Annotated in this window: 17 protein-coding genes and 2 pseudogenes; 10 read left to right on the top strand and 9 right to left on the bottom strand. The window is 63.4% G+C overall.

Annotated elements, in window-relative coordinates:
• The 4 genes from IEX25_RS20430 to IEX25_RS14360 form a co-directional block, all read right to left on the bottom strand.
• Positions 1–175 (bottom strand): DUF4167 domain-containing protein (locus IEX25_RS20430; RefSeq protein ID WP_368856827.1); only part of this gene is annotated, 175 nt, incomplete at its 3' end.
• Positions 176–350: 175 nt separating this feature from the next.
• Complete coding sequence (locus IEX25_RS14370) at positions 351–626, bottom strand: hypothetical protein (protein WP_188715822.1); 276 nt, start codon at positions 624–626, stop codon at positions 351–353.
• Positions 627–788: 162 nt separating this feature from the next.
• Entirely contained in the window at positions 789–956 is a 168-nt protein-coding gene (locus IEX25_RS14365) for a hypothetical protein (RefSeq protein WP_188715820.1), read from the bottom strand.
• A 274-nt stretch (positions 957–1,230) separates the two neighbouring features.
• Positions 1,231–1,485 (bottom strand): hypothetical protein, encoded by a 255-nt coding sequence (locus IEX25_RS14360; RefSeq protein WP_146038742.1) that lies wholly within the window; start codon positions 1,483–1,485, stop codon positions 1,231–1,233.
• A gap of 441 nt (positions 1,486–1,926) precedes the next feature.
• On the opposite strand from IEX25_RS14360, the gene IEX25_RS14355 reads away from it, so the two are divergent.
• Genes IEX25_RS14355 through IEX25_RS14345 form a run of 3 tightly spaced genes read left to right on the top strand, consistent with a single transcriptional unit; the run spans position 1,927 to position 5,364 of the window.
• Entirely contained in the window at positions 1,927–3,120 is a 1,194-nt protein-coding gene (locus tag IEX25_RS14355) for an efflux RND transporter periplasmic adaptor subunit (protein ID WP_158248111.1), read from the top strand.
• A 2-nt stretch (positions 3,121–3,122) separates the two neighbouring features.
• Positions 3,123–5,063: a MacB family efflux pump subunit gene (locus IEX25_RS14350; protein ID WP_103175025.1), complete on the top strand. Its 1,941-nt coding sequence runs from the start codon at positions 3,123–3,125 to the stop codon at positions 5,061–5,063.
• Between the two features lie 52 nt (positions 5,064–5,115).
• A complete protein-coding gene (locus IEX25_RS14345; RefSeq protein WP_188715817.1) occupies positions 5,116–5,364 on the top strand; it encodes a hypothetical protein in 249 nt (82 codons plus the stop codon).
• Between the two features lie 287 nt (positions 5,365–5,651).
• Here IEX25_RS14345 and IEX25_RS20425 read toward each other — a convergent pair whose 3' ends face one another.
• From IEX25_RS20425 to IEX25_RS14330, 3 genes are all read right to left on the bottom strand, one after another.
• Positions 5,652–6,284 (bottom strand): DUF2934 domain-containing protein, encoded by a 633-nt coding sequence (locus tag IEX25_RS20425; protein ID WP_368856826.1) that lies wholly within the window; start codon positions 6,282–6,284, stop codon positions 5,652–5,654.
• 120 nt (positions 6,285–6,404) lie between these two features.
• A complete protein-coding gene (locus IEX25_RS20420; protein ID WP_188715813.1) occupies positions 6,405–6,626 on the bottom strand; it encodes a cold-shock protein in 222 nt (73 codons plus the stop codon).
• A 139-nt stretch (positions 6,627–6,765) separates the two neighbouring features.
• Positions 6,766–7,137 carry an H-NS histone family protein gene (locus IEX25_RS14330; protein WP_188715811.1) on the bottom strand — a complete coding sequence of 124 codons (372 nt, stop codon included), beginning with the start codon at positions 7,135–7,137 and terminating at the stop codon, positions 6,766–6,768.
• A gap of 156 nt (positions 7,138–7,293) precedes the next feature.
• Here IEX25_RS14330 and IEX25_RS14325 point away from each other — a divergent pair.
• The 4 genes and pseudogenes from IEX25_RS14325 to IEX25_RS14310 all read left to right on the top strand — a co-directional run bounded on the left by IEX25_RS14325 (position 7,294) and on the right by IEX25_RS14310 (position 12,042).
• Positions 7,294–7,541, top strand: a pseudogene (locus IEX25_RS14325) (HU family DNA-binding protein).
• Positions 7,542–7,781: 240 nt separating this feature from the next.
• Complete coding sequence (locus IEX25_RS14320; protein WP_103175002.1) at positions 7,782–8,786, top strand: glycosyl hydrolase family 8; 1,005 nt, start codon at positions 7,782–7,784, stop codon at positions 8,784–8,786.
• A 99-nt stretch (positions 8,787–8,885) separates the two neighbouring features.
• Positions 8,886–10,061, top strand: a complete 1,176-nt coding sequence (locus IEX25_RS14315) for an HlyD family secretion protein (protein WP_188715809.1) — start codon at positions 8,886–8,888, stop codon at positions 10,059–10,061.
• 211 nt (positions 10,062–10,272) lie between these two features.
• Positions 10,273–12,042, top strand: coding sequence for a glycosyltransferase (locus IEX25_RS14310; protein WP_229665258.1), 1,770 nt, complete (start codon positions 10,273–10,275; stop codon positions 12,040–12,042).
• On the opposite strand, the gene IEX25_RS14305 is transcribed toward IEX25_RS14310, so the two are convergent.
• Together IEX25_RS14305 and IEX25_RS14300 are read right to left on the bottom strand one after the other, a co-directional pair.
• Positions 12,026–13,117: a cache domain-containing protein gene (locus IEX25_RS14305; RefSeq protein WP_103175005.1), complete on the bottom strand. Its 1,092-nt coding sequence runs from the start codon at positions 13,115–13,117 to the stop codon at positions 12,026–12,028. The genes IEX25_RS14310 and IEX25_RS14305 overlap by 17 nt on opposite strands.
• A 6-nt stretch (positions 13,118–13,123) precedes the next feature.
• Positions 13,124–13,687, bottom strand: a complete 564-nt coding sequence (locus IEX25_RS14300) for a hypothetical protein (RefSeq protein ID WP_188715808.1) — start codon at positions 13,685–13,687, stop codon at positions 13,124–13,126.
• Between the two features lie 223 nt (positions 13,688–13,910).
• Between IEX25_RS14300 and IEX25_RS14295 the strand changes: the two genes are divergently transcribed.
• The 3 genes and pseudogenes from IEX25_RS14295 to IEX25_RS14285 all read left to right on the top strand — a co-directional run bounded on the left by IEX25_RS14295 (position 13,911) and on the right by IEX25_RS14285 (position 15,439).
• The gene (locus tag IEX25_RS14295; protein ID WP_188715806.1) at positions 13,911–14,405 is read left to right on the top strand and encodes a hypothetical protein; all 495 of its coding nucleotides are present in this window, start codon (positions 13,911–13,913) and stop codon (positions 14,403–14,405) included.
• A gap of 214 nt (positions 14,406–14,619) precedes the next feature.
• A pseudogene (locus IEX25_RS20325) lies at positions 14,620–14,838 on the top strand (trimeric intracellular cation channel family protein); the annotation flags it as partial.
• Positions 14,828–15,439 carry a Hint domain-containing protein gene (locus tag IEX25_RS14285; RefSeq protein ID WP_188715839.1) on the top strand — a complete coding sequence of 204 codons (612 nt, stop codon included), beginning with the start codon at positions 14,828–14,830 and terminating at the stop codon, positions 15,437–15,439. The pseudogene IEX25_RS20325 and the gene IEX25_RS14285, both read left to right, overlap by 11 nt.
• The last annotated feature ends 243 nt before the right edge of the window (positions 15,440–15,682 follow it).

Below are 15,682 nucleotides of genomic sequence, written 5' to 3'. Positions count from 1 at the left end.
GGTCATTTGCAAGCCGCGCTTCTTCCGCGAACTGACGATAGCGCTCGACGAGCTGTTGGGCGGTCCCCCGGATCTTGCCCTTCGCGCTCGTGCTCTCGAAGACACGGCTGCCGGGACCCTGCTGCTGCTGTGGCAAGCGGGGTTTGCCGGTTCGCCGTCTGTAATGTGGTTTCATGAGCCCATTTGATGAGGCAGCGGGAATGGCAGGGCGCTGCATCCTGCCGAGAGAGGCTGAAGCTGGTTTGTCAGCAAGAAAACATGAAAGCTTGGCAGCTTTTTCCAGGGTCGCTTCCATCGGATTGTGAGACGTCTATGCGGGGGACCGGAGTGGTTTGAGCCTTCCTGCATAGTTAACGGCCCGCCCGCATCCGCTTGACCGCAATGTCCCACCAGATGCGTTGGACCACGACCTCGATCTCCTCTGCCATGACGTCATAGCAGCAGAACGCAGACTTTAAGCTGGCCGGCGCCGTCACGATCATCGTGTCCAGCTCCTGTACGCCGTCACCAAGACAGGCGCTGACCCATCCCCGAAGAAAAGTGGCAAGGTCATCCTGGGCAGCAGCTTCGCCGCTCTGGTTGGAGGAATAAGCAGCGCGCGAGTGGCTAATAGTCGTGTCGGTCATCTGGCGTCCGCCGTGTTGCCGTCCGACCCTCGGGACGACTGTGAAAATCAGCAGCTCAGAACGTCAATCAACCGGCCTGTCGCTTTCCACAAAATGAATGGCGGGCCGGCACATGCAGAATGTGCAAAGAAGATCGTTTTGTCTATGCATAAGTCGCCGGCCTTAGCCGCAGACCTTCTCTGGCTCACGCACAGGTCCAAGCAGCGAAATCCGCCGCAACGAGTCCACCAGCACTGAGCCTATGGGTTCCGAGACCTTGCAGGCGCTGCCTTGTTGCGCCTGCCTGTAGTTCTTCAGGACCGCAATGATGCTGGGATCAATGATGCCCATCAGCGCACATCCTTCCGTTGTATTCTGCTCGACGTTTTCTTGTTTTGTGCGAGCATTTATTGAAACGACGTTACAAAGCGCAAGGGTTCCAAGGGTTTGATAAAAATCAGTCCTTGATATGCTGACCAAAAGGACAAGTTGCCCCTTACGTTAGCGTCAGACACAACTACTCCATCAGCCGGGCGGCACCTGTGTTGTTTTTATGTTTCCAAGTGTTCGCCGCCCGGCTGGAAGATCCAGCCAAGCCACGCTTCAGCGCTCAACCTGTGCCGGATCAGCAGCCTGTCCCCACCTTTTTGCCTTGTCGTGACCCGTAGTCCTTGACGATCAGGGGCATATCGGAACTATGACTAATGTTCACAGATTGTTCTGGGCCATGTTGCTTGATCTTCATTCTCTCAGCGTCACGCTGATCGACCGCGACTTGCCACTGACCGACATTCAGGTGCCAGCCGGTTTTCCCTCGCCTGCGGCCGACGATTTTGAGGACACGGTTGATCCTATGAAGTAGGTTGTTCGCCATGAACATGCGACCTTCTGGTGGCGCGTGTCGGGTGACAGCCTGGAGAGGTCGGTTCCTGTTCCATCCCAGTCACCGATCCATTCGCCCGCAGAGGGTCGCCACGATGCTGATGCGCCTGTCCGCAGGCTGCGTTGAGTAAGCGAGTGGGCGCTTGCAGCGAAAGAGATATCTTTCAATCCTAGATTCGGCTGGACATCGCGCCTCGCGTGGCGACCTGCGCGAAGGCGGCGAAGAGGCTGGTGGCATGGGCTCTGGCCTCTGCGTCGTCCAATGGGTCGTGGGGGTGCCCGATGCAGCCGCGATGAGGCTTTGGCAGGGGGCCTCTCGGATGCGGCCCTTTGGAAATCGGTCCTTCCGAAAACTCGCGGCCGGAGCGTCCGTTTCCTTTCGGTTTGGGCAGGAGGGGCTAGAAGGCCGTCGGAATGGCACAGACAAGGCAGGCAGAACATGACTCTCAGACGCTGGCTCGGCATCCTCATCGTCCTTGGGCTGGTCGCCGGCTCGTGGACCTGGTGGACGTCGCGCTCGACCGACGCGGTGGCCGAGGCGCCCGCGACGGTGCAGGTGGCACGGCAGGACGTGCGGCAGACCGTGCTGGCCTCGGGCGTCATCGAGGCGTCGCGGCTGGTATCGGTGGGGGCGTTGGTCAGCGGGCAGGTCCGGGCGCTGCCGGTGGAACTGGGGCAGCGGCTGAAGGCCGGCGATCTCGTTGCCCAGATCGACCCCGAAGACCAGCAGAACGACCTGCTGCGGGCCGAGGCCGCGCTGGCCCAGATCGAGGCGCAGATCGCCGCGCAGCAGGCATCCAACGTCGAGGCGCGGCTGGCGCTGGACCGCAAGCGCGAACTGGCGCAGCGCGGCTTGCTGACGACCCAGGACCTGGAGGCGGCCGAGGCGCAGCTTGCCGTGGCCGAGGCCAATGTGAAGGCCAGCGAGGCGTCGCGCGCGCAGGCTGAAATCGCCGTCCAGTCCGCCCGCGTGGCGCTGGAACGCACCCGAATCCTCGCCCCTGTCGATGGAACGGTTGTTGCCATCACCGTGCGCGAGGGGCAGACGATCAACGCCAATCAGTCCAGCCCGACCTTGGTCAAGATCGCCGACCTCGACACCATGGTCGTGAAGGCCGAGATTTCCGAGGCCGACATCGTCCATGTCCGCCCCGGCCAGCAGGCCAGCTTCACCCTTGCCGGCGATCCGAGCCGCAGCTACCAGGCCACGCTGCGGGCGCTGGAGCCCGCGCCTGCCGCCATCGCCGATGCAGACGAGATCGACACCAGCACCGCCATCTACTACCGCGCCGCTCTGGACGTGCCAAACCCCGAAGGCACCCTGCGGATCGGCATGACGGCCGAGGTCACGCTGATCCTGGCCGAGGCCGAGGACGTGCTGGCCATTCCCGGCACGGCCGTCCGCCCCACGCCCGAGGGCGGCGCGGTGGTGCAGGTCCACGACCCCGCGACCGGCGAGATCCGGCGGCGCGAGGTTCAGACCGGCATCGCCTCGGCCAGCCTGACCGAGATACGCGCCGGGCTGGAGGAGGGCGAACTGGTCGTCACCGGCCGCAGCGGCCGGCCCGGCAGCACTGCCCCGCAAGGTCCGCCCAGCGGCGGCGGCCGCATGGGCGCGCCGAGGCTCTTCTGACCATGGCGCCGCTGATCGAGCTGAAGGGCATCCGCCGCGACTTCCCCTCGGGCGACGAGATGCTGACCGTGCTGCATGGGATCAACCTGACCATCGAGGCGGGCGAGATGGTCGCCATCGTCGGCTCCTCGGGGTCGGGCAAGTCCACGCTGATGAACATCCTCGGCTGCCTCGACCGACCCAGCGAGGGAACCTATTTTTACGCCGGGCAGGACGTGGGGGCGTTGTCCGAGGAAGACCGCGCCCGGCTGCGGCGGCGGCATTTCGGCTTCATCTTCCAGCGCTACCAGCTGCTGCCCGACCTTGACGCGCTGGCGAATGTCGAGGTGCCCGCGGTCTATGCCGGCCATCCGGCAGGCGCACGCCGCACCCGCGCCGCGATGCTGCTGGAACGGCTGGGCCTCGGCCAGCGGATGGACCACCGCCCCCGCGCGCTGTCCGGCGGCCAGCAGCAGCGTGTTTCGGTCGCCCGCGCGCTGATGAACGGGGGCGAGGTGATCCTGGCCGACGAACCGACCGGCGCGCTCGACAGCCGCTCGGGCGCGGAACTGCTGGAACTGCTGCAGGAACTGAACGCCGAAGGGCATACCATCGTCATCGTCACCCATGACCGCGAGGTTGCGGCCCGCGCGGGCCGGGTGATCGAGATGCGGGATGGCCGGATCATCTCGGACAGCCGCAACCGCGCCCAGGCGGGGACAGGGCCGCGCGGAGCGGCCGGCCGCGAAGGGAACGGCATCGCGGCACGGATCGGCCGCTTCCTCGAAGCCTTCGTGGTGGCGGTGCGGGCGCTGAACGCACATCGCCTGCGCAGCTTCCTGACCATGCTGGGAATCATCATCGGCATCGCCTCGGTCGTTTCCGTCGTGGCGCTCGGTACCGGCAGCAAGGAACGAGTGCTGGAAAACATCTCGTCCCTTGGCACCAACACGATCACCGTGCGGCCCGGATCGGGCTTCGGCGACCGCCGGGCGCGGGCCATCGACACGCTTGTCGCGGCGGATGCTGACGCGCTGTCGGCCGAACCCTGGGCTGTCTCGGCCTCGCCCGAGATCCAGGCCACCGCCAATGTCACATGGCGCGGCACGTCGGCCAGCGTCTCGGTCCGCGGCGTGGGCACCGAGTATTTCGACGTCGGCGGCTTCACCGTGCTGGAAGGGCAGGCCTTCGGCCGCGAGACGCTGGCCCGGCGCAGGCAGGTGGCGGTACTGGATGTCGAGGCCGCATCCGCCTTCTTCCCAGACCCGGCCTCGGCCATCGGTCAGGTGCTGATGGTCGGCCGCGTGCCGCTGGAGGTGATCGGCGTCGCCTCGCAGACCTCGGCCGGGCCGGGGCCATCGTCCCCGCGGATCTTCGTGCCCTACACCACCGTCGCCATGCGGATCACCGGGCAGACGGTGGTGGATTCGATCTCGGTCCGCGTCGTTGACGACGCCGACATGGCCGAGGCCGAGGCCGGCATCGAGGCGCTGCTGACCGAACGGCACGGGAAGAAGGACTTCTTCCTGATGAACTCGGACACGATCCGGTCCTCGATCACCTCGACCACGCAAACGCTGACGATGCTGATCTCGTCCATCGCCGTCATCAGCCTGATCGTGGGCGGCATCGGGGTCATGAACATCATGCTGGTGTCGGTGACCGAGCGGACGCGCGAGATCGGCGTCCGCATGGCCGTGGGTGCCCGCCGGTCCGACATCGTGGCCCAGTTCCTGATCGAGGCCGTGCTGGTCTGCCTTCTTGGCGGATTGCTGGGCATTGCCCTGGCCCTGGGCGGCGGCATGCTGCTGGCGCAGCTGCAACCCGATCTTCGGCTCGTCTATTCGGCGCCGACAATGCTGCTGGCCTTCCTGTCCTCGACCCTGATCGGCATCGTCTTCGGCTTCCTGCCCGCCCGCGCGGCCGCGCGCCTCGACCCGGTGGAGGCGCTCAGCCGCGAATGACCGGCGCGTGTGCCGTCAGACAAATGCAAGTTCGTCTCAATGTTTGCAGATGATGGGTCTGGCGGCCGTGGGCCTCATGGCGGGACGAAGTGTAGGGTTTTATCTTGGCGGCGCCAAAAACGCGGCCTCCGCGGTGAAGACCACGGCTCAAGCGGCACAGCAAACCTTCAGGGGTGAGAACGCGATTGGTCGCAATGCGATGGCGTTTGCAGCGCATCTGGCGGTCTTCCGGGCGACAACAGGTGGGGCTGAGTTCATCAACCGGATGCAAGACAAGGCCCGCGCGTTGGTCAAGACATGACCCTGCTCGCGGGCAGTCGATCATGATGAATGGTGCTGCCCGGTGCATGTCACGATGACCACGGGCGCCAGAGCAGGGCCGCGACATCTGACAATCGCGTGCCGTGTCTGCGGCCAACAACGCCCTGTCGAAGCAATCACCGCAGAAGTTCAGCGGCACTGAGCTTGGCTGCCTGGACCAGAGCCCTCGCCAGTGCTGCGGCGTTTGCCGGTGCAAGGCAGGCAGGGCCCTTTGCGCAGTCTTGCGGCGCAAAGGGCGATCCGATGGGCACCCGGTAAGGGGTTCACTCAGCCGTCTGAGGGTCCTGCAGTTCCTGCGGCTGCTTGAGACATCTGCGCGTCCAGGCCCGCCTCCGGGCTGCGATCCTTATCCTCGTCCGGCGCGGTGAGGTCTTGGGACGCGGGCTCCCTGTCTGCCGCTGCACCGACCGGTCCAGCCTCTGACGCAGTCCTTGCCTTGCGTCCTCGGGTTGTCTTTGGCGCCTCGCCACCCTCGATGGCTGCAGCTTTCGGTTTGCGGCCCCTGCCCGATGCTGATGCCGCCGCCGGGGTTCCAGCTTCGGCCTTGGGAGGACGGGCGCGTTTTGCCTTTGGCGCCTCTGGCTCATCCCCTGCCGCAGCCTTTGGCTTGCGGCCTCGGGCCTTGGCCGGCTCCTCCGCGGCAGCATCCGCTGTCGGGCTGGCTTCCGGTCCCTGGCTTGCCTGTGCGGTTTTTCTGGCTTTCGTCGCTGCAGCCTTCGGCCTTGGCTTGCGGCCCCTCGCGGTCGTATCGGCCGAGGTGGCGGATGCTCGGGCCGCGTCTTCCGCGTCGATCTCGCGTTCCGCCTGCTGCCAATGCTGCGCGTCCCGGCCATGGGGCCGCCCCTCCATCTCCCAGAGGGAATGCGCGCGTTCCTCGATCCGCCGTGTGCGGTCTTCCATCATGATGAATCCTCGTGTGTGCGATCAACAACGTGTGGCCGTGTGATCAGGTTTCGGATCAGGACAGGTCCAGGTCGGCTGACCTTGAGGGCGGCATGCCTCGGTCATTCCTGGTCTCCCTTATGGCCTTGCTGTGCAGTCGATCATGAAAAAAGGCCAGGCAACATGCCTGACCTTGCTCGATGGTGTGTCCTCGCCAGGAGCAGTAAGGTGGTGAAGAAGGACGGCACCCTCGCTTACCCTGCTTGCAGATTGCCGGCCGACATCTTGCCCGCCGCTATCGGGCTGGATGAAGCCAAACCTTTTGGTGGCGTTGAAACATTTGACAGTCCCTGGGGCCATGATGGACCTCTTTCTGAAGAAGACTGCGGAACGCTGAGGCAGATGGCAGCGGAAGAGGTTTAGCAGTTATCCCAGCCGGATAATTGGATGAGGCATGCGCATTCTCTTGGGCGCATACCCCAAAAGTTAGAGCGAACCATCAGATCGCGAAATCGTCGAGCGACTTTCCGGCTTCCAGGGCCTCCGCAATCCAGCCGGGCTTTCGGCCGCGACCGCTCCAGGTCAGTTCGGGATTTGCGGGATGGCGGTATTTCGGCTCGGCCTTTTGCTTGGCGGGCTGAGCGGCCAGCATGTCTTCGAGCGAGGCAAAGCCCGCAGCCTTTGCGATTTCGGTCGCCTTCTGGATGGCTTCCTTTTTGCGACGGTTCTCGAAATCGGCAATGGCGGCTGCGGATTTCTTGTTGATCTCTTTCAGCTGCTCGAGTGACAGTTCGTTGTAATTGATGTCCATGACGGTCTCCTCTGATGCCTCTCGCAATACAGAAACCCTCTCTGGCAGGATAGTCTCCATCTACAGGGCTGGTTTGATCTTCAAGGAGAAATCGAATTACTTCATGTCGAGAACAATCAAACCGGCGCATGATCGCTGGCTTTCGGATGGCCGCGCATATTCACATCATCAGGAAAGAACATAAAGCCGGTGACCAAGACTGAGCTGCTTGCCACTATGGCCGAAAGTCTGGCATTGAGAAAAAGGATGTCTCTTCTATCTTTGATGCGCTGTCCGAGGTTGCGACCTCGATCGTGGCCGAAGGCGGCGCCCTCACCCTTCCCGGCCTGGGCAAGTTCTCCTGTCGGGATCGTCCCGAGCGACGGGTCCGCAATCCGTCAAGAGGCAAGGCGATGACAAAGCCTGCCCATCACGTCTTAAAGTTCACGGTGGCAAAGGCCCTGAAGGACAGCGTCAACTCTTAATCTCTGCCCACATGGCTTGCTCTCGCATGCAGTGCGGTCAAGCCGAAAAAGACAACCGGTCCATTCGGAGCCGTCCCGCCCGAGATGATTGCCAATCGGCATTGTTGGCTATCGTGTGTTATGGAATCTTCGGCCTGCGCGGGCTCAAAGGACACAGCACATCATGATTGGCGCCCTTGTCTCCAGGCATGGATGCGCGATGGTTAAATCCGTACCCCTCACATAATTTGCGACAAAGCCATGCCGTCCCGCCGCCACTTGATCCTTGCATTGCTTGCAGCCGGGCTCCCCTGGTCCTCTGCTGCAGGTTCTGGACGCGCCTTGTGGCAGATCTGGTGCGACCGCTATCTACGGGATGGACGCGTCGCTGACTGGCAACAGGGTATCAGCCATTCCGAAGGCCAAGGGTATGGCCTGCTGCTGGCCCAGGCAGCAGGGGATCGCGCTGCATTCGAGCAAATAGAAGAATGGACGCAGGTTCATCTGGCCGTGCGGCAGGACCAGCTGATGGCCTGGAGCCGACGGCATGAGGACGGGCGGATCGACTGGCATAATGCAACTGATGGCGACCTTTTCCGGGCCTGGGCGTTGCTGAGGGCGGATCGGGATTCAGGCTGGACCGGGCATCGGGACAAGGCGCTTGCCATTGCCCGCGACATTGCCGAGCTTTGCCTTGCATCCGATCCTCGTGCCCCGGCCGAATGGCTGCTGCTGCCGGGGGCCGAGGCGCGGCGGGCGCCGGCCCGCGTTCTGTTCAACCCCTCCTACATCATGCCCCGTGCCTTGCGCGAACTGGGCGATGCTTCAGGCGATCCGCGCCTTCTTCGGGCGGCTGATCATGGCGAAACGGTGCTTGCCGAACTGGCGGCGGCGGGGCGATTGTGGAACTGGGTGGATGTCGCCGCATCAGGCTTTCTGCCCCCCAAGGAACATCGGGCAACCTGGGGCTATGACGCGCTGCGGATCCCGCTTTACCTGGTCTGGTCAGGGCGTGGACGCCACCCGGCCGTCGCGGCCGCTCTGAAGAATCTTGAGGCAGGGGCCCAGCCCGGTCATGTCATCGTGACACGGGCCGAGGATGGCCGCCCCGAAACGCAAAGCGACCGCCCTGGCTTTCTTGCCTTGGGCGACGCTGCGCGTTGCGCGGACCTTCCAGGTGGGCCCTGGGACACGGGCGATTATTACTCGGACACGTTGCTTGCGCTCTGCCATCTCGCGCTTCGTGAAGGGGGATGTGCCGCCTGAGGAGGCGGTTTTCGGGATCCCTGAAAAGGCAGGTGACTCTTGGAATAACATCCTTACGTTGCATAAAAGTGCAGACAGCAACCGGAGCCCACTGATCCAATGAAATACAAGAGACTGATCCTTGGCCTGCTGGCCATCATCCTTGCCTTGTGGGTCATCGTGGGCGAACAGATGTCGGGCGCGACCGCAGATGCCGTGGTGAACGCGCCCATTGTCACCGTTCGCGCGACCGTGGCAGGAAACCTGACCGTGCCCGCGCGCCAACTGGGTGCCCGCGTGACACAAGGCGAGGTTCTGGCCAGCCTCAAGGATCCTGTCGTAGATCGGGTCCGGTTGGACGATCTGCTGATGGAGATGCGGCTGGAAGAGGCTGCGCGGACGCATATCGAGGCCTTGCTGGCCGAGACCGAAGCCGTGCATCAGGCCTTGATCGAACGCACGCAGATTTTCCGCGAACGTCGGCTTGAAGAGTTGCGCACCCGCCTTTCTCATGCAGAGGCACGGCTTGCAATCCTCGAAACTGGGGCCACGCTTGCGGACGAGACGCAGCAGCAGCTTCTGGCAGCGGTCGAGGATGGCATAGGGCGGCTGCCAGCCGAGCCACGGCTGGACGCCCTGGTGCTGGATCATGCGCGCGAGCGGGTCAAGGTGCTGCGGATCGCGCTGCAAGCGGCCGAGGAAAACGTCTTTCTTGGCGACGGCTATAACGACGCGCCGAACGCGGAACAGCGCGCGGTCGAATTGTCCAGCGAGATCGCAGCCCTCCAGACTCAGTTGGCCGAGGCCGAGGAACGGGTGGCCGCCTTGCGCGAGCGCGTTGACCGCGAACGGGTGCGCGTGAACAGCCTGACCGGCGGCGACTTGCAGTCCCCTGTGACAGGCATCCTTTGGGAGCTTCTGGAGGCAGATGGCGTCAATGTCCAACGGGGCGATCCGTTGCTGCGCCTTGTCGATTGCCGCGCAACGATGGTCACGGCCTCGGTGACCGAGCGTGTCTATAACAGCCTTTCGGTCGGGGATGCGGCGCGGTTCCGGCTGGGTGGGTCGTCCACCGTTTACGACGCGACGGTGGCCCGGCTGGCCGGCAGCGGAGCCCAGACGATCTATCGCAACCTTGCCGTTGCACCAAGCCAGCGTCATCTGGAACGATACGACGTTGCGCTGATCGTGCCGCAACTGGCGCAGCTAGAGGCCGAGGGCTGCATGATCGGGCGCACCGGTCGCGCCTTCTTCGAGGCGCGTCCGCTGGACGGGCTGCGCCGCCTGCTGCCATAAGATGCTGAACTTCCCGCTTCTCAGTGACCTTGGTTCCAGCACCGCGCATCTGCTGCTGGCAATCGGGATCGGGCTGACGCTGCCCTTCTGGGTCGATGTCCGAAACAACCTGCATCGCGGATTGCTGCTTTCCGCCGCCTTCCTGCTTGCGCTGCGCTATATCTGGTGGCGCGGGACCGAGACACTGGCGCCGGCGGGCCTGACCTTGGACATGCTGGCCAGCTACTCGCTGTTCGGCTTCGAGCTTTTGGCAATGGCCGGGACGGTCAGTTCCTATCTCATCATGTCCCGCATCACGCTGCGCTCGGAAGAAGCTGACACCCATGCCGGCTGGTGGGGCGAGAACGAGCCGCGCGTTGCCATCCTGATCGCCACCTATAACGAGGAACTTGAGATCTTGGAGCGGACCATCATCGGCGCCCGCGCCCTGCAGCATCGCAACAAGGAGGTGCTGGTCCTCGACGACAGCCGCCGTGACTGGCTGCGTGACTATTGTGCCGAGCAAGGCGTGCGCTACATGCGGCGCCCGGACAACAAGGGATCGAAGGCAGGCAATATCAACCACTGCCTCGACCGCCTGGCGGAAGATCCCGTGCCGCCCGACTTTGTTGCAGTCCTCGACGCCGATTTCGTGCCTCATCGCGGCTTCATCTCGCGGTGCTTGGCGTTGTTTCATGACCCTGAGGTCGGTCTGGTCCAGACGCCGCAGCATTTTTTCAACGCCGATCCCATTCAGCACAACCTGGGGATCAGCCACTCCTATCCCGACGAGCAGCGGTTCTTTTTCGATCACATGCAGCCCTCGCGCGACGGATGGGGCATTGCCTTCTGCTGCGGCACGTCTTCGGTCTGCCGCTGGACAGCCCTGCGCGAGATCGGCGGACTGCCGACGGAAAGCGTGACCGAGGACTTCATGCTGACGCTGGACCTGCAGGACAAAGGCTGGAAATCGGTCTATCTGGCTGAACCCTTAACTGAGGGGCTCGCCCCCGAGGGGCTGAAGGAATATGTCACGCAGCGTGCCCGCTGGTGCCTTGGGCTGATGCAGATCGCCCGCTCGCGCCTGGGGCCGTTGTCGAAAAACAACCTGCGCCTGCGCGACCGTTGGAGTGTCCTGGACTCGGTGCTGTTCTGGACCACCAGCTTCCCCTTCCGCATTGCCGTTGTCGTCTTCCCACTGCTCTACTGGTACTTCGGCACGATTGTCGTCGATGCGCAGTTGGCCGACGTTCTGACCTATTTCGGAGTCTTCTTCCTGTGGGGGCAGATGGTGCAGCGGGTGCTGATGCCCGGCATGGTGGTGCCGATCCTGCATGATGTGGGCCAGCTGATTGGCGCCATCCCGATCAGCCGGGCAGCCTTCACCGGCCTGTTCAAACCCAAGGGACACCCGTTTTCCGTTACAGCGAAGGGAGGCGACCGCACGAAGATCACCGTGCAGTGGCAGATGATGATGCCCTTCCTGATCCTGCTGGTGCTGACGCTGATCGCGCTGCTCTTGGGCATTTTCATGGACCGCTTCTCGTATCAGGATGCGGGCGACGGAAAGTGGGTGGTGCTGTTCTGGACGATCTACAACATATTCGTTCTGGCAATGACCGTGCTTGCCTGCATCGAACTGCCGCGCCGCGAGCGCCACATCGCCGACTTGCCGGACCGCGGCATTCTGGTGACCGACGGCGACATCCGCCGCTTATGGATCAGTTCGCTGACGATCGACCAGGCGCGGCTGCGCGGCAAAGGCTATCCCGTCGGCACCAAGGGGACATTGCGGCTGCGCGATGTCGGTGACATCCCGGTCGAGGTGATCGCACCCACAGTGGACGGCTGTCGGGTTCGGCTGCTGCCCACGGCCACGCAGCGCGAGGCATTGCTGGTGCGCTTTTACGCCGAGGGCGCGGCGCCAGGCACGGCGCGGGCTCAACTTGGCGGCCTGCTTGCGGGCCTCGGGCAGCGGTTATCGTTCAACTCTCGTCGCTGATGCGATCATGCTGAAGCCGCATCAGCGCCAATGAAAGCTGCGAAGCTTCCCGCGTTCCGCGCGAGATTGCGGGATATTCCTGCGACCCGTCTGCGATCCGCTCGGCCGAGGCGGCCAGCCGGCTCAGCGGCACCATGACTGCGCGCACGAAGGCAAGCGTCAGCAGCCCGATCCCCGCAATCATGGCTAGCAGCGCCCAATGCGCACCGCTTTGCATCAGGTCGATGCCGAATGGCAGTCGGCCTGCCTCGAGCCGCCCGATCATGCGCCAGCCGAAGTTCGGCAATTCGCCATGGGTCACCTGCGGCACCACGGTCGAGAAGTAGTCGCGTCCGTCCGGCCAACGTTCGCGCCCGCCCGCCTCGATCCCGGTCTGGGCCGCGCGCAGGATCTGCATCTCGCCAGCCGAGGGTGTTTCATTGGCCGAGGTGGCGGAAACATCACCTGCCGGGTTCAGCAGGTAAAGGTCCAGTCCATAGAGCTGCGCGGATGCGCGCAGTTCGTTCGTCAGCCAGGCGGCGTTGATATGCAGGCCCAGAACACCTGCCGGATTGCCGTTTTGATCCAACACCGGCAGCGCCAGATCGATAAAGCGCAATGGCTCGCCGCCCTCGCCCCCCAAAAGCTGGGCCAGCAGCACCGCATCATGAACGTCACCCGCAAATCCGCCGTTTAGCCCGCCCCTGAACCATGGTCGTTGGCTGACATCCTGGCCTTCCAGCAGTCCATTGGTCGCCGCGACCACAGTGCCGCCAAGATCGGCATAGCCCAGCCACGAGATACGGCTGCCATCGCCGCTGGCCCCCGTCAGCATGTGGCCCAACTCCTCGGGATTGAGCTGCGGCACCCGCTGCGCCAGGGCGAGCAGATCGCGCCAGTCGCGTTCAAGGGTGCGGGCAAGGTCCTCGGCTGCGGCATTGGTTCGGAAGCGGGCCGTATAATCCAGCGTGCTGTCGGTGAAGCGGTCTCCGCGCAGCAGGGCGAAGATCGTGGGCACAGCCAGCATCACCAGAAGGCAGGCCAATCCAAAGGCGATGCCAGCCTTGCGGAGCGTCAAGCGGGGATAATCGGTCATGGCGCCTCAGAACGTGTTGATGGAAAAGCCTGCGAAAACTTCATCTGAGCTGAGCTTGTAGCCAAGCCGCAAGCTGACCGGGCCGCCGGACAGGCGTTTCTGCACGGCAAGCGTGGTCTCGTGATAGGTCTTGCTGCCGCCCCGCGACAGTTCGATCCCAATGTCGGCCGGTGCATAAGTCAACTGACCCAGCAGGAACCAGGAGCGGTTGACCGTGCTGAAATCCCCCAGAAAATAGGCTGATCCGAAATCCGTGGGCACATAACGCTCGGCCACCAGCCGCAGACCGGCGGTCACATCGCTGCCCTCGTCCTCGTCGTCCTGAAAGCCAAGCGATGGGCCCAGCCGAAGGGTCGCGGGGGCATTGATGGGCAGGGCATAGGTCAGGCTGGCCGCGCCGGATCGGCCATCTTCGTATTTCGAGAAGTTCAGCCCATAGCTGAACTGTCCGCGCACCACTGTAGCAACAGCGGATTGAGTGCGTTCTCCGACATCAACCTGCAGGAACTCCCCATTCGCTGCCGCGGGCAGTGCTGGCGCCACTGCAATCCCCAAGGCAAGCGCCGCCAAGCCTGCGGGTTTCCTCCATACTGCCATTTCTGCCTCGTATCTGTGCCGTTGCAAGGATTATGCATGATTTTCGTCTGCATCAAAGAGTTGCATGAGAGATGCTTCTGCACGCCACGCGATAGATAGCGGAGCTGAGAGAACGCTTGACCTACAGCAGCCCTCACGTGAATCCTTGCTCAGGTGAGCTCTGCAACAACGCCTCTCCGATCTTCCCCGACCTGTATTGCAACATCATTCCCGATCAACCGGACAGCCCCTGGGTCGCAGCCTTTACTTACATCCGTGCCGCCATCGGTTTTTGCTATCTGGCCGTCATCCTGGATTCCTGCAGCCGCAAGGTCATGGGTATGCGCTGTCGCGGCACCTGCGTGACCGGCTGGTCGCCATCAGCCTTTACTTCTTAGACCTGGGCCTGGCGCACGAGACGGCCTTCCGCACCTATCTCGGCCTGAACCTGCAGGCGGCTGCGCAATCGCAGGATGGCAGAACACCCGGCCGTGGCGCCCGCCGCATCCAGGCCTTCATGCGTGTCTTGGAAGGGGAGACAAACATCCGTCCCGAACAAGCACGCTTCCTTGCTGCCGCTCCTGGCATGGCGACCGCGGCCGAGGCCATGATCGTGCTATTCGACATAGCAGGCCTGTTCGCTGAGGAGGCGCGGGCAGTTGTTGCAGAAACAGCCGAGGCCGTCTGCGACAGGATGCTGCCTTGGACATGAGGCCGGGACTCGGTTTTGAGATGCAGACTGGGTCCGAGCTACCGAAACGAACGACCCAAGATCTCCATGTAGGCAGTGGGTCACGATGGCCATAATAAGGGACAGTGTTGTCGCCATCACGAACGCTGTCACGCATATCTACCCTCGTATGTGTTAGAAAAAGCTCGCTGGAAGCTGCAACCTGTATCTACCGGCCTTGCTGGGAGCTTTCGTCATGTACCCATTGCCCCCCTCGGAGTCGGTATTGTTTGTCATCTACCTTGTTGCGATCACTGCGGAGGCGATGTCCGGTGCGCTTGCAGCGGGGCGGCGCAACATGGACATCTTCGGGGTAGCGGTCATCGCCTTTGTCACGGCGCTTGGCGGCGGCACTATTCGTGACCTGACCTTGGGCCGCTTTCCCATCGGCTGGACCCAAAAACCTGAATACGTTTATATCGTCATTCCGGACCGACCGAAGCCCGGTCGCCGCGGGCCGGCTTGGGGTCGGCGATCTGGTCGTGACCCGCGACGCGGGGCTTCAGCCGGTCCGCTGGGTGGGCAGGCGCCTTCTGGGCCGGGACGAGTTGGAAGCCGCGCCCCACCTGAGCCCCCTCCGCATTGCGGCGGGCGCCCTGGGCAAGGGCGTGCCCGAGGCGGACCTGATCGTCTCTCCCCAGCATCGGGTGCTGGTTCGTTCGCGGATCGCGCAGAAGATGTTTGGCACGGACGAGGTGCTGGTGGCGGCCAAGCAGCTTTTGCTGGTCGAGGGCATCGACATCGCCGATGACCTGGACGAGATCACCTATGTCCACGTCCTGTTCGACGACCATCAGGTGGTCTGGTCCAACGGCGCGGAAACCGAGTCGCTGCACCCGGGCCGGCAGGCCCTGGACATGATCGGCCAAGCCGCGCGCGAGGAGATCCTCGCCTTGTTCCCCGAACTGCGCGAGGCAGGCTTTGTACGGCCCGCTGCCCGGCCCATGGTGTCGGGCCGCATGGGCCGGAAGCTGGCCATGCGCCACGCCCAAAACCACAAGCCCCTGGTGGCGTGAGCGCAGGCGACGAAAAAGCAGGGACCCGCCCAAAGCCGGTCCTTCCAAGATCAATGGCCACCAAGGACATGCCGAACGCGGAACAACCGCTTCCGGTCTCAACGCTCTTCCCGAAAGCGCGGTCCCTGGAGGGAAGGATCTGGATCAGGACAGGCTAAGACTTTCCCGCTATAATCCGGCTGTCTGAAATCTTGAAGATGGGCTGAACCCTGTGGTGCCGCAGAACCGGTTGTCCGTGAAGAT

The sequence above is a fragment of the Paracoccus acridae genome (assembly GCF_014642735.1).
In the GTDB taxonomy this organism is placed as follows: Bacteria; Pseudomonadota; Alphaproteobacteria; order Rhodobacterales; family Rhodobacteraceae; genus Paracoccus; species Paracoccus acridae.
The sequence above is the reverse complement of the archived record's forward strand: the minus strand, read 5'-3'. Positions and strand labels throughout refer to the sequence as shown.

Bases quoted from the DNA above. Each gene is read 5' to 3' on its own strand.
- IEX25_RS14370 (WP_188715822.1), bottom strand. From the start codon at position 626: ATGACCGACACGACTATTAGCCACTCGCGCGCTGCTTATTCCTCCAAC.
- IEX25_RS14365 (WP_188715820.1), bottom strand. From the start codon at position 956: ATGGGCATCATTGATCCCAGCATCATTGCGGTCCTGAAGAACTACAGG.
- IEX25_RS14360 (WP_146038742.1), bottom strand. From the start codon at position 1,485: ATGTTCATGGCGAACAACCTACTTCATAGGATCAACCGTGTCCTCAAA.
- IEX25_RS14355 (WP_158248111.1), top strand. From the start codon at position 1,927: ATGACTCTCAGACGCTGGCTCGGCATCCTCATCGTCCTTGGGCTGGTC.
- IEX25_RS14350 (WP_103175025.1), top strand. From the start codon at position 3,123: ATGGCGCCGCTGATCGAGCTGAAGGGCATCCGCCGCGACTTCCCCTCG.
- IEX25_RS14345 (WP_188715817.1), top strand. From the start codon at position 5,116: ATGGGTCTGGCGGCCGTGGGCCTCATGGCGGGACGAAGTGTAGGGTTT.
- IEX25_RS20425 (WP_368856826.1), bottom strand. From the start codon at position 6,284: ATGGAAGACCGCACACGGCGGATCGAGGAACGCGCGCATTCCCTCTGG.
- IEX25_RS20420 (WP_188715813.1), bottom strand. From the start codon at position 6,626: ATGGCCCCAGGGACTGTCAAATGTTTCAACGCCACCAAAAGGTTTGGC.
- IEX25_RS14330 (WP_188715811.1), bottom strand. From the start codon at position 7,137: ATGGAGACTATCCTGCCAGAGAGGGTTTCTGTATTGCGAGAGGCATCA.
- IEX25_RS14320 (WP_103175002.1), top strand. From the start codon at position 7,782: ATGCCGTCCCGCCGCCACTTGATCCTTGCATTGCTTGCAGCCGGGCTC.
- IEX25_RS14315 (WP_188715809.1), top strand. From the start codon at position 8,886: ATGAAATACAAGAGACTGATCCTTGGCCTGCTGGCCATCATCCTTGCC.
- IEX25_RS14310 (WP_229665258.1), top strand. From the start codon at position 10,273: ATGCTGGCCAGCTACTCGCTGTTCGGCTTCGAGCTTTTGGCAATGGCC.
- IEX25_RS14305 (WP_103175005.1), bottom strand. From the start codon at position 13,117: ATGACCGATTATCCCCGCTTGACGCTCCGCAAGGCTGGCATCGCCTTT.